Source organism: Algoriphagus sp. AK58, from assembly GCF_014324365.1.
Lineage (GTDB): Bacteria > Bacteroidota > Bacteroidia > Cytophagales > Cyclobacteriaceae > Algoriphagus.
In genome coordinates this window covers 1-12,923 of sequence record NZ_QEIG01000021.1, presented here as the reverse complement: position 1 = coordinate 12,923, position 12,923 = coordinate 1, and the positions used below count along the sequence as shown (strand labels likewise).

10 protein-coding genes are annotated in these 12,923 nt (G+C 44.0%); 4 read left to right on the top strand and 6 right to left on the bottom strand.

Annotation, left to right across the window (positions count from 1 at the left end):
- Positions 1-18 precede the first annotated feature (18 nt).
- Positions 19-2,517, top strand: a complete 2,499-nt coding sequence (locus DDT91_RS17775) for a mechanosensitive ion channel family protein (RefSeq protein ID WP_187177544.1) — start codon at positions 19-21, stop codon at positions 2,515-2,517.
- A 44-nt stretch (positions 2,518-2,561) separates the two neighbouring features.
- On the opposite strand, the gene DDT91_RS17770 is transcribed toward DDT91_RS17775, so the two are convergent.
- On the bottom strand, positions 2,562-2,753 hold the full coding sequence (locus DDT91_RS17770) for a cold-shock protein (RefSeq protein ID WP_067545283.1): 192 nt from the start codon (positions 2,751-2,753) through the stop codon (positions 2,562-2,564).
- Positions 2,754-2,841: 88 nt separating this feature from the next.
- On the opposite strand from DDT91_RS17770, the gene DDT91_RS17765 reads away from it, so the two are divergent.
- Positions 2,842-3,333 (top strand): histidine phosphatase family protein, encoded by a 492-nt coding sequence (locus DDT91_RS17765; protein ID WP_187177543.1) that lies wholly within the window; start codon positions 2,842-2,844, stop codon positions 3,331-3,333.
- Here the strand turns inward: DDT91_RS17765 and DDT91_RS17760 are convergent.
- The 5 genes from DDT91_RS17760 to DDT91_RS17740 all read right to left on the bottom strand — a co-directional run bounded on the left by DDT91_RS17760 (position 3,330) and on the right by DDT91_RS17740 (position 10,670).
- Complete coding sequence (locus DDT91_RS17760) at positions 3,330-4,052, bottom strand: SDR family NAD(P)-dependent oxidoreductase (protein WP_187177542.1); 723 nt, start codon at positions 4,050-4,052, stop codon at positions 3,330-3,332. The two genes, DDT91_RS17765 and DDT91_RS17760, sit on opposite strands and share 4 nt — an antisense overlap.
- Before the next feature lie 33 nt (positions 4,053-4,085).
- Positions 4,086-5,483 (bottom strand): ATP-dependent protease ATPase subunit HslU, encoded by a 1,398-nt coding sequence (gene hslU, locus DDT91_RS17755; RefSeq protein WP_187177541.1) that lies wholly within the window; start codon positions 5,481-5,483, stop codon positions 4,086-4,088.
- Positions 5,484-5,579: 96 nt separating this feature from the next.
- On the bottom strand, positions 5,580-8,057 hold the full coding sequence (lon, locus tag DDT91_RS17750; protein WP_187177540.1) for an endopeptidase La: 2,478 nt from the start codon (positions 8,055-8,057) through the stop codon (positions 5,580-5,582).
- Between the two features lie 132 nt (positions 8,058-8,189).
- Entirely contained in the window at positions 8,190-9,503 is a 1,314-nt protein-coding gene (rseP, locus tag DDT91_RS17745) for an RIP metalloprotease RseP (RefSeq protein WP_187177539.1), read from the bottom strand.
- Entirely contained in the window at positions 9,504-10,670 is a 1,167-nt protein-coding gene (locus DDT91_RS17740) for a 1-deoxy-D-xylulose-5-phosphate reductoisomerase (RefSeq protein ID WP_187177538.1), read from the bottom strand.
- 220 nt (positions 10,671-10,890) lie between these two features.
- Between DDT91_RS17740 and DDT91_RS17735 the strand changes: the two genes are divergently transcribed.
- Together DDT91_RS17735 and DDT91_RS17730 are read left to right on the top strand one after the other, a co-directional pair.
- Entirely contained in the window at positions 10,891-12,330 is a 1,440-nt protein-coding gene (locus tag DDT91_RS17735; protein ID WP_187177537.1) for a S1C family serine protease, read from the top strand.
- A gap of 62 nt (positions 12,331-12,392) precedes the next feature.
- The gene (locus tag DDT91_RS17730) at positions 12,393-12,806 is read left to right on the top strand and encodes a nucleotidyltransferase substrate binding protein (RefSeq protein WP_187177536.1); all 414 of its coding nucleotides are present in this window, start codon (positions 12,393-12,395) and stop codon (positions 12,804-12,806) included.
- Positions 12,807-12,923 lie beyond the last annotated feature (117 nt).

Genomic DNA, 12,923 nt, shown 5'->3' with positions numbered 1-12,923 from the left:
ATTCGTAAGACGGCTTTTATGCAAAAAATCTTTCTCCAACTTCTATTCTGTCTTTGTTTTTCCTTGCCCACAGAGGTGTTTTCCCAAGACAGTGTAAAGCGGTCTTTTTCGGATTCACTTTTTGTCTCTGCCAAGGACAGCTTGTTGGTCAAAGACACGCTCTCCAACCGAACAACCCGTTTTGATGCTGACTTCCCAAGTTTGGAGGAGCTGATTAGAAAGGGAAAAACTTTTAGTCTCCTGGCCAATGAAATCCGAATCGAACTTCAGGACAAGCTGGATACGATACGCTTCCACGAAGAAATACCGGAAATGGAGGAAACCCTAAGAGCTTTGGAAAACCGTGTCAAAACTCCGAACACCAAGTTCAATTTCAGATACATTTTAGCTTTAGAGCGAATTCTTGGCTCCATAAAAGAAAATAACCAGGAGTTGGATCAACTAGCCCAATCCAGACTCGATAGGCTTCAATACCTGGACAGCACCTTAAGGGCCATAAAAAGGGACGATTTTTTCTTGTACAAACTCCGGGATACTACGCTGCTGACAGCTTACTCAGATGAAATTCAAAATTTAAGAATCAATATCCACTATCTGGATAGCACCATTTATCAACAAGAGCTACTTGCTGCCACCTACCAGGCAAAACTCAGTCGAATTACCATAGGATTGCTGGAATTGGAACGGTATGTGGACACCAATAAGACCTTCCTCGAAAAAAATCTCCTCAAAAAAGAAATCAACTATTTCTGGGAAACCTATGACATTCCTTCTCCCAAATCCATCTTGGATATCACCAAGGAATCGCTTTCGCTCAATTTCTTTTTTCTAAAAAGGCAACTTTTCCTTCATCCCTCCCTCAGTATTTTTTCCGTGTTGGTTCTTTTAATAGGCTATCTGGCCTTAAAACGAATTGTCTTGAAAATCTCCAAAGACAAAGAATTCGGAGCAATCATACTGGGAAGAACCAACTACCTTAAAAATCAGGTATTGGCTACCACTATGATGGCCGTGCTGCCTTTGGTTTTTTTCTTGTTTGACACGGGATCTATAGCCCTATTAACCTTCTTTATCTATTTACAGGTTATTTTCTCCACTATTTTAATTTTCAGCAGATTCAAGTTATCGAGCGCCTTAAAATGGCTTGTTCTGGTTTTCGCATTTGTATTTGTCTCGATCAGTAATCTTTACTGGGAAATCGCCTATCAAGAGCGGATGTATTTCCAAATCAGTAATTTGATTTACCTATTCCTGCTCTGGCAAATCCCCAAAAAATTTGAATCTGACGACGCCAATGAAGTTTTGTTTTTAAACAAACTGAAGCTTCTAACCATGATTTTTTTGATTTCCGGTTTTCTTGCCAATGTGTTAGGCAGATTCAGCTTGGCGAAAATCCTGAGCGTGGCAGGAACGGTGGGATTTATTTATGGGGTCTGCATGTATTTCTTTGTCAAAGCAGTCATGGAGATCATTTACATCCTGTTGGAAAACAGGAAGGGCACCGATGATTTGACTTCATTTCTGGATTTTCAGGCCATCCAAAAACGAAGCAGGAGTTTATTCCTGTTTTTGGCAGTCTTTTTCTGGCTGATCATTTTCCTTCATAATCTTGCCTTGAGTGATTATGTCGGCGAATTGCTGACCGAAATACTTTCCACCGAAAGATCACTTGGAGAAGCCACTTTCACTTTCGGAGGCATTCTGCTGTTTTTGGGTTTGGTTTATGCTTCTTTCATCATCGCCAATAATCTAGCCTATTTCATTTCCCTCAAGGATCAAAAAAAGACAGACACCAGAAGTAAAAAACTGGGAAGCTCAGTCCTTTTGATCAGACTTGGAGTACTTACAGTAGGCTTTATCATTGCTGCTACAGCTGCTAAAATCCCCTTGGACAAAATTACAATTGTGCTGGGTGCCCTTTCGGTAGGTATTGGCTTTGGTTTGCAAACCATCATCAACAACCTAGTCTCAGGCGTGATCCTTGCTTTCGAAAGACCTATCCAAATCGGAGATGATATTGAGGTGGGAACCCTCACGGGAAAAGTCAAAGAGGTAGGAATCCGGGCAAGTAAAATACAGGCTTATGACGGCTCCGAAATTGTGGTTCCAAACGGTGAATTGCTTTCAAGAAGTTTGATCAACTGGACTCTTTCGGACAAAAAAAGAAGAATCGAACTTCTCATTGGGGTATCTTATGATTCGGATATGAATAAAGTCCGGGAGCTGATCGAAAAAGTACTCGACAAAGAAGAAATTTTGAAATATCCTGCACCAAGGGTACTGATGCAAAATTTCAATGAAAGTTCAGTGGATTTCAGGATATTGCTGTGGATAGAGAGCATGGATACCATGCTGGATGTCCGCAATAAAGTAATGTCTGACATCTTCGAGGCATTCAATAACAATCATATCAAGATCCCCTACCCTCAACGGGACCTTTACATCAAAGAAGTGCCCAAATTCAACCTGGAAGAGAAGGATTCCGAGAATGACGAAAACAAAAAATCCTCTGAATAAATCATTCAGAGGATTCAGTAAGCTAATACATTCTAGAGAATATGTTAGGCCTTTTTGACGTTGATGGCGTTGGGTCCTTTTTTACCATCTTTGATGTCGTAGGTAACTTTGTCGTTTTGAGCAACTTTGTCAACTAACCCAGTAGCGTGTACAAACACGTCACCCTGAGTTTCGTCATCAACGATAAATCCGAAACCTTTGGCTTCATTGTAAAATTTTACTGTTCCGGTAAACATAATGAATTGTGATAAATTGTAATTGAAAGTGCTCTAAATGTAAATATTTGATTAAAAAAAACAAAATAATCGTTTATTTTCTGCCAAAATGAAAAAAATTATTTTGATCAGACATGCAAAATCCGCTTGGGACAATCCTTGGCTAAGTGACCATGACAGGCCTTTGGCTGAGCGTGGACTTCGGGATGCGCCCAAAATGGCCAAACGGTTAAAAAAGAGAGGCATTTATCCTGACCTCTTCCTTTCATCGACTGCCATCAGAGCTGCAGAGACTGCCCGCATCATCGCCAAAGAACTTGAATTTCCTGAGGAAGAAATCATTTGTGAAAAAAATCTCTTTCACGCCTCACCCAATGCCATTTTGAAATATATCCACCAGCAGAAGGATTCAAAAAACACCTTATTCCTCGTTGGTCATAATCCCGGGTTCAATGACTTGATCGAATACCTGGGTGGTAAAATTGAAAACCTGCCTACTTCCGGACAGTTTGGATTCAAGCTAAAATCCGAACATTGGAAAGACTTTGGCCCCAAAACAGCAGAAGTTTGGTTTGTGGATTTCCCAAAAAAGAAGACTTAAAAATCTCTCACATCCTGTACCACCTCTTCAAAATGCTCAGGGTGGGATATCAGATAGAAAATCTTTGCGGCAACTTCTTCCGGCAAAGTAAGCCTCCCATCTCTTTTGTAACCCACAAAACGATCTAGGGCTGGAAAATTCTGAACATCGGCTTGTCTGATTTCAGATTGCATTTCGGTATCCACTATTCCGGGGGCTAAAGAAAACACTCGAAAACCCAAAGATTTTAATTCCTCATTTGCCACCTTGGAAAACATGGCCAAACCTGCTTTACTCGAACAATATTCTCCCCAGCCAGGTAAGGGTTTATGAGCAGCTCCTGAGCTGATATTGCAAATGATTTTCTGCCCCTTCTGCTGACCATATGCTTTCACAAAGGCATCTGTCAAAATCATCGGTGCCAGCAGGTTCAGATTCATCACCCGCTGTATCCCTTTTGGATTGAGCTTGCCCACAGGCTTCACCTCCCCTATCCATCCGGCATTGTTGATGAGGATATACCGGTCAACCTGTACTTTGGGGAAAAACTTGGGCAAATTTGCCTCCAAGCCATTCAAATCACTGAGATCCAAGGCAATCTCAGTTAGATTGGAATGTGCTATTTCCAAGCTAGACCGTGACAAGGCAACGACCTGAATCCCTTCCAAAGAAAGGAATTGATCCAAAATGGCATGACCAAGTCCTTTGGTATGACCTGTGAGAATCAATAGGGTTTTCATAAGTCAACATGGCACCCAAAAGCACCCCGATTATTATAAAATATATTGCGACAAATCTCTGTTCTTGACCAAAGTGTTTAACCGCTCCTGTACCATTTCACGGGTCACCATGATCTTGGAATTGGGTTCGATCAGATCAGGAACTTCAAACAGGAAGTCATTGAGCAAATGACTCATTACGGTATGAAGTCTTCTTGCGCCAATATTCTCTACCTCCTGATTGATTAAAAACGCCAATCGAGCAATCTCATCGATCGCTTCATCCGTGAAGGCCAAAGACACCTCTTCTGCTTCAAACAAGGCCTGATACTGCTTAGTCAAAGCGTTCTTGGGTTCTTTCAGGATTCGTGTGAAATCCTCCTGAGTCAAGCTCTGCAACTCCACTCTGATCGGGAATCGACCCTGAAGCTCTGGGATCAAATCCGAAGGCTTGCTGACGTGAAATGCTCCTGCTGCGATAAAGAGAATATGATCGGTATTGATCACTCCGTATTTGGTATTCACGCTGGAACCCTCCACGATCGGAAGCAAATCCCGCTGCACACCCTCACGACTTACATCAGGCCCGCCGCCTCCTTTTCCGGACTTGGAGGCGATTTTATCGATCTCATCGATGAAGATGATCCCGTTGTTTTCGGCAAGTCGAATCGCCTCTTCTTTGACCTCATCAAAATCAATCAGTTTGGACATTTCCTCCTCGAGCAGCACCTTTCGTGCTTCAGCGATGGAAAGCTTCCTCTTTTTCGTTTTTTTAGGCATCATGCCTGAGATCATATCCTGCAGACCTGCCATGCTGGCATCATCGATCATGCCGTTGCCGATCATCCCGATTCCTACAGGAGCAGCCGCTTTGACATTGATCTCGATTTTTCGCTCATCCAATTCTCCGTTGCGAAGCTTTTCCCGGAAACGTTCACGGGTACGTTCATTCAACTCGGTATCTGAATTGGGCTCACTCTCTAATTCAGGATTGATGGACATAGGTCTTGTGAAGCCCGCACTTTTTACCGGAGGAATAAGAATATCCAAGATGACTTCCTCCACCGCTTCGGCAGCCTTCACTTTCACCTCTTCTTTTTTCACCTCTCTTACCAAGTGGACACTTTGCTCTACGAGATCTCTCACCATGCTTTCCACATCCCGACCTACATAGCCTACTTCAGTGAATTTGGAGGCTTCCACTTTGGTAAATGGAGCTTGTGCAATTTTGGCCAAACGACGGGCAATTTCGGTTTTTCCGACACCGGTACTTCCGATCATCAGGATATTGTTGGGCACAATGTCTTTTTGGATATCCGATTTGACCATCATTCGGCGTATCCTGTTTCGAAGTGCGATCGCCACATTTCGCTTGGCATCTTTTTGACCGATGATGTATTTATCAAGCTCTTCGACAATCTGTCTGGGAGTAAGTGATTCGATTTGATTCATGATGTTGTGGTTTAAGAAGTTGAAGCTTTCTCCGCTTCGAAAAAGAGTGAAAAAGGCCTCCCTGAATCACAAGGAAGCCCCTATCGAATAGGTGGTTTATTCAGCAGACTTGGATTTGGAAGAGAAAGTGAATTTTAGCGGGTTTTCCACTTTGGTCTTGGTCAAAGCGATATTCAATACCTCATCCACTTTGTCTACAAAATGGAACTCAATACCCTTGATGTACTGAGCATCGATTTCTTCGATATCCCTTTTGTTTTTCTTGCACAGAATGATCTCTTTGATCCCTGCACGTTTGGCGGCCAGGATTTTCTCCTTGATCCCGCCTACAGGCATGACCTTTCCGATCAAGCTGATCTCCCCGGTCATTGCCACCTTGGCTTTTACCTTTCGCTGGGTGTAGACAGAAGCCATCGCCGTAAGCATGGTGATCCCTGCGGAAGGTCCATCTTTGGGTACCGCACCCGCAGGCACGTGAATATGAAGATCATATTGGTCAAATACACGGTGGTCGATTCCAAGCTTTTCAGCTTTGGATTTGAGGTAAGAAAGTGCGGTCATTGCCGACTCCTTCATCACCTCTCCCAACTGGCCGGAAAGTGTCAATTTTCCTCTTCCCCTGCTTAGGCTGGATTCGATAAACAGAATTTCTCCCCCCACACTGGTCCAGGCCAATCCCGTTACCACACCTGCTACTGTATTGTCCTGATAAATTTCTTTGTCGAATATCTCCGAACCTAAGATCTTTCTCACTGCCTCAGGTGTGATCTTGTGGTCATATTCCTCCTCCATGGCAATGGACTTGGCAATATTCCGAATCACTTTTCCGATCGCTCGCTCCAGGCTTCTGACACCGGATTCACGGGTATAATCTTCAATAATTTTGACCAGAGCAGCTTTTTCGAAGGAGATGTCTTTGGTTTTCAGACCATGCTCTTTTCGCTGCTTAGGTACCAAATGTCGCTTGGCGATTTCCAGTTTTTCTTCTTGGGTATAGCCGGTCACTTCGATAATTTCCATTCGGTCACGAAGGGCAGGCTGAATGGTATCGAGTGAGTTGGCTGTGGCAATAAACAAGACTTTGCTTAGGTCATACTCTACCTCCAGGTAATTGTCCATGAAGGCACTGTTTTGCTCAGGGTCCAAGACTTCCAAAAATGCCGAAGAAGGATCCCCCCTGAAGTCAGAGGATAGTTTATCAATCTCATCCAACACAAATACAGGATTGGAGATCTTCACCTTCTTCATGTTCTGGATAATTTTTCCCGGCATTGCTCCCACGTAGGTCTTTCTATGTCCACGGATTTCGGCTTCATCATGAAGGCCTCCAAGAGACATGCGGATATATTTTCTTCCCAAAGCAGAAGCTATTGATTTCCCCAGTGAAGTCTTCCCTACACCGGGAGGGCCATAAAGACAAAGAATCGGACCTTTGAGGTCGTTCTTCAATTTCAAAACAGCCAAGTATTCGATGATCCTGTCCTTTACTTTTTCAAGACCAAAGTGATCCGCATCCAGAATGGCACGAGCATGCTTGAGGTCAAAATTATCCTGCGTAAACTCATTCCATGGCAATTCGACCATGGTTTCAGCATAGTTGAGCGCAATAGGATATTCGGCCGCAGATGGATTGATTCGTAAAATCTTATCCAACTCCTTTTCGAAATGCTTCTTGACTTCCGCTGGCCAGTTTTTCTTTTCTCCCCGGGCACGAAGATCTTCCACCTCTTTCTCCGGTCCTTCTTCACCAAGCTCGGTTTGAAGGACTTTCATCTGCTGACGAAGGAAATAATCCCGCTGTTGCTGATCGATGTCTGTATGTACTTTCTTTTGGATTTCAGATTTCAGCTCCAGCATCTGGATGTCCTTCATCATGAATTCCAAGAGCAGCGTAGCCCGCTCTACTCCATCGTTAATCTCTAGAAGACGCTGCTTAGCCTCTACAGGAGCATTGATATTGGAGGAGAGAAAGTGCGTGAGGAATGGCGTATTGTCAATATTATCCAAAGCCACTTGGGCTTCCCGGGGAATCTCAGGATTAAGGTGAAGGATTTTGGTTGCTGCATCCTTCAGGGATTCCTCCAAAGCTTTGATCTTTTTAGAGTTTTTCGGGAAGTTTTCCTCCAGATAATCTACTTTGGCAATAAAGTAAGGGTCGTCAGTAACCTGTTCCCGGATCTTGAATCGCTTTTTCCCCTGAATAATGATCGTAGTATTTCCATCAGGAAGCACGATCATCTTAATGATTTTGGCAAGGGTGCCGACATGGTATATATCTTCCCAAGAAGGATCATCATGATTGGGATTGATCTGCGCGCAGACACCGATCAGTTTATTTCCTTTATGGGCTTTTTTGACCAATCTGATCGAGCGCTGCCGACCTACCGTGATTGGAATTACCACGCCCGGGAAAAGAACAGTATTTCTAACCGAAAGGACAGGAATTTCGTCTCCAAACTCCTCCTTGCCTGTATCTTCCTCCTCCTCATCGGTAATCAACTGGATCAGATCCCCTTCACCGGCATAATCCCCGTTCATAAGGTTTTGGAATAAAGAATTTTCGAATTGGCTCATATAGACAGATTGACAGCAGCGCTGTCACGAATTAGCTAAAATAGAAGAAGAACCTTCAATTTCCGAAGGTTCTTCCTAAAGGTTCAATAGAAATGCCAAAAGGAAAAAAGGTCAATTTGGCAGGTATGTAGCTTAGGTGAACAGCTTCAGAATATCATTTCCTATCGCAAAAACCATCAAAGCAAGCAAAATAACCATCCCCACTTTTTGGGCATTTTCAAGGAATTTATCCGAAGGAGCTCTCCCTGATACCATTTCGTACAGTAAAAACATCACATGACCTCCATCCAATGCCGGGATGGGCAACAAGTTCATAAAGGCCAAAATCATGGAAATCAACCCCGTAATGCTCCAGAATTTGACCCAGTCCCAAGAGGCACCATAAATTTTGGCCATTCCGATCGGACCGCTCACATTCTTGGCTGAAACCTCTCCGGTAAACATTTTTCCAAGTGCCTTGGCATTGACGATGACCACACCAAATGCCCTCGCTGTACCTTTTGACACTGCCTCCACAAAGGCATATTCTCTTCTCACGGGCTCGATCAGTGGATTGACTGCAATACCTATTCTTGCCTCCTCTGAAACCGGAATATTCAAGGTGTCGATTTGGGAATCTCTCTGACGGACAATCTGAGCCGATTGACTCTTCAAGTTCTGAAGCGCAGATTGCATTTGATCGAAATAAGTGATCGGGGTGCTGTTTACTGCCAAAATCTTATCCCCTGCATCAATCCCTGCTTCGGCGGCACCACTTCCGGGTTCTACTCCCCCAACTTCAAAAGGAAAGCGGACAGCAATAAATTTACTGAACGATTCCTCCGAATTGAAGGTATTGATAAACCCTCTCGGAATTTCGATTTTTACCTGCTGACCATCCCGATCTACGGTGTAATAGCCATTCTCGCTCAACAGTGCTGAACCACTGCTTAGATCATTGATGCTTTGGTAAGGTTGGCCATTAATATCCAGAACTTTGTCCCCTGTTTTCAGGCCTATGGCTTCACCGTATTCGTACGCAACGATTCCATTTTCAATCACCTGATCTCTTGAAAAATAGGTTTCACCATTCTTGTAAACCAAGGCGACGAAGATGATAATCCCGGTAATGACATTCACAATGATCCCACCAAGCATCACGATCAGCCGCTGCCAAGCCGGCTTGGCACGAAATTCCCAAGGTTGGGGCTCGGATGCCAATTGGGCAGTATCCATGGATTCATCCACCATTCCGGAGATTTTCACAAATCCCCCCAAAGGAATCGCTCCAATCGAATATTCTGTTTCACCCCATTGGAATCCTGCAATTTTTGGAGGAAAACCGATGGAGAATTTTTCCACTCTCATGCCAAACATCTTGGCGGTAAGCAAGTGACCCAGCTCGTGAAGGCCCACTAGGATGGACAATCCCAGGAGCAGCTGACCCACCATAATTAATGTTTCCATTTATACTTTAGACTTAATTAAATTTTCAGTAATCATTCTAGCCTCGGCATCACTTGCCACATAATCTTCCAAACTCGGATGCGCTACAAAGTTAGCTTTTACCAAAGTCTCTTCAATCAGATCAGACATTTGAAGGAAGCCGACCTCTCGGTTGAGAAAAGCTGCCACTGCAATTTCATTCGCTGCATTGAGGACACAAGGAGCATTTCCACCTTTTGCCAACGCGTCAAAAGCCAGCTGAAGGTTCCGGAAAGTTTTCAAATCCGGCTGCTCAAAGGTCAAATTTGGATAATTCGCAAAATTGAACCGCTCAAAGTCGCTTTTCAATCGGTGCGGATAACTCAGGGCAAATTGAATGGGGATACGCATATCCGGTAGTCCGAGTTGTGCTTTGATCGAACCATCCTCAAACTGCACCAGTGAATGGATAATACTTTGCGGATGCACCACCACATCGATTTGCTCAGTTTTCAATCCAAAAAGCCACTTGGCCTCGATGACTTCCAAACCTTTGTTCATTAGAGATGCGGAATCGATGGTGATCTTTGCCCCCATGTCCCAATTGGGATGCTTGAGTGCTTGCTCTCGGGTGACAGTTTCCAAGAATGCTCGGTCTTTGCCACGGAAAGGGCCTCCGGAAGCAGTTAGGATAATTTTCTCAATGGGATTGTGAAACTCTCCTACCAAACACTGAAAAATAGCCGAGTGCTCTGAATCAACCGGATAAATATTCACACCATTTTCCCTTGCCAGAGCTGTGATGATTTCTCCCGCTACTACCAGTGTTTCCTTGTTGGCCAAAGCAATTTGCTTGCCTGCCTTGATCGCATGCACCGTAGGAATCAACCCGGAATAGCCCACCAAAGCGGTCAATACCACATCAATGCTCTCCATTTCCACGACCTGAGCGATCGCTTTTTGGCCTGCAAACACCTTGATGTCATGAGGAAGAAGTGCCTCTTTCACTTTTTGGTAATTGCTCTCATTACCGATCACCACCGCGTTGGGGTTGAATTCCAAAGCTTGGGAAATCAAAAGATCACAATTGTTTTGAGCGGTGAGCACCTCCACTACAAAATCTTCCGGATGCTGCCGGATGACATCCAGCGTTTGGGTTCCGATACTTCCTGTACTGCCGAGAATGGCGATTCTTTTGGGTTGGGTCATTCAAAAGGACTTTGGGATCAAACAAAAACCTTCCGACAAGCGGAAGGTTCGATCCGAGACTGACAAAATTACCAAATACAGGGAGTTTTCCTTGTACACTTCGTCACAATTTGGCATTTGGGATAATTTTTGATCCATACATCTTACTTTCTGGTCTTAAAAAATGTGAACGGAATACACTCACCCAAACCAATTTTCCCGCATTCAGTAAATTAAAGCCATGAACTCAATTCTGAAATCATTCGCAATTCCCTTTGTATCAGGTATCGCCGGAGCAGCTCTTTGGATGTATTTGCAGGCACCCGAAGACAATCCCAGCCAGGTAGAATACCCATCATGGTCCCAAATCCCAACACAGGTAGCCAGTCAAAATTCGATTTCAACTTTAGGCACTGATCCGCCTCTTTCCTTCATTGAAGCTTCGCAAAACAGTACAGAATCCGTAGTTTTCATCAAAAATTTCAGCGGGACGGATTACCGCAGGTACAGCATGTTTGATTACTTCTTTGGTACAGGCCCCACTCAGCAAGTCAGTACGGGCTCGGGAGTGATTATCTCCAAAGACGGCTACATCATTACCAACAATCACGTAATCGATCGGGCAGAAACCATCGAAGTGGTGCATCAAAAGCGAACCTACAAAGCCAAACTGGTGGGCACAGATAAAAACACCGACATCGCAGTATTGAAAATAGAGGCCGAAAATCTGCCAGAAATCAAGCGCGGGTCCAGCCGAACTCTCCAAATCGGAGAGTGGGTACTCGCTGTGGGCAACCCCTTCAACCTGACCTCTACCGTCACTGCGGGCATTGTTTCTGCCAAGGAAAGGCAAATCAATATCCTTGGAGGTGATTTTCCTCTCGAAAGCTTCATTCAAACTGACGCGCCGATCAATCCCGGTAACTCAGGCGGTGCCTTGGTCAATGTAAGGGGTGAATTGGTAGGCATCAATACCGCCATTCTTTCCCGAACCGGCTCTTACACCGGCTATGGTTTTGCAGTTCCCGTAGATGTAGCGATGAAGATCGCCAATGACTTAATCAAATACGGTGAGGTGCAAAAAGCTATCCCAGGAGTCGATGTGGTGGAAGTGACCCCAGAACTCGCTGAGGAGATGAAGCTCAAGACCTTGGATGGCGTCATTGTAACGCACACGCTCAGAAATGGAGCTGCGGAAAATGCAGGACTCCAGAAAAATGATGTGATTACTCGGATTGGAGACTGGAAAATCACAGGAAAAGGAAGCTTTGAGGAAGCACTTTCTTACTATTATCCGGGAGATAAGCTCAGCGTGGAATATCAGCGAGGTGGAGACTTAAAATCCGCCACACTTACCCTTCAAAACTTAGAAGGGGGAACAGGAATCGTCAAACGCGAATATTATTCCTCCGCACTAATTGGTGCTCGATTGGAGGCGGTCAATACCATCGAAAAAGACCGACTGAAAATCCCTTACGGAGTCAAGATCAGTTCGCTGACTCGTGGATACCTCAGAGATTTGGGCTTCAGAGATGGATTTGTGATTACTCATGTCAATGAGATGCCCGCCAAAGATCCAAAAGTCTTAGGGGAATACCTGGAAAAATTCAGCGGAAGACTCAAGTTGGAAGGCGTCGCACCAAACGGGCAACCATTTATGCAGAGTTATAATGTGAGGTAAAAAAGGAGTATTTTGAAGTTTCAATAGCCAATTTTCCTTACCTTAATTTCAAATCAATCGGAATGAAAACCCTACCTCAAACCTGCCAACAATGCCTGGAACTGTACGCTAAGGCATTGGAGGAATTGGAACTCTATTCACAACGAGCCAAAAAGCTCAATACAACAGAAGCAAATCGTGAACTCATTATCAATTTTGAAATCACCCATGAACTGGCTCTCAAACTGATGGGCAAATACTTTGAGAAAATGGGGAAAGGTCCGTTTTCTGGTAGCAGAGATTTGACTGTCGAAGCCTTTCATGCCGAATTGATCGATGATGGCAAGGCCTGGTTGGATATCGTCATCGACCGGATCAAATACAACCCTATCTATGATCTGGAAACTCAACATGACTTTCTGGACAGGATTCTGAAAGACTATATTCCTCTATTGGAAAAATTTGAAGATAACATGTCCAAAAAACTGGATGAATAATAAAAGAGCTGCTTCTTTCGATGCGGTGCCCCCAAAAAGTTAGACAAGAAAAAAAAAAAAAAAAAAAAAAAACAAAAAGAATGAAAAAAACAGCTATCATGCACAATACAATACTAA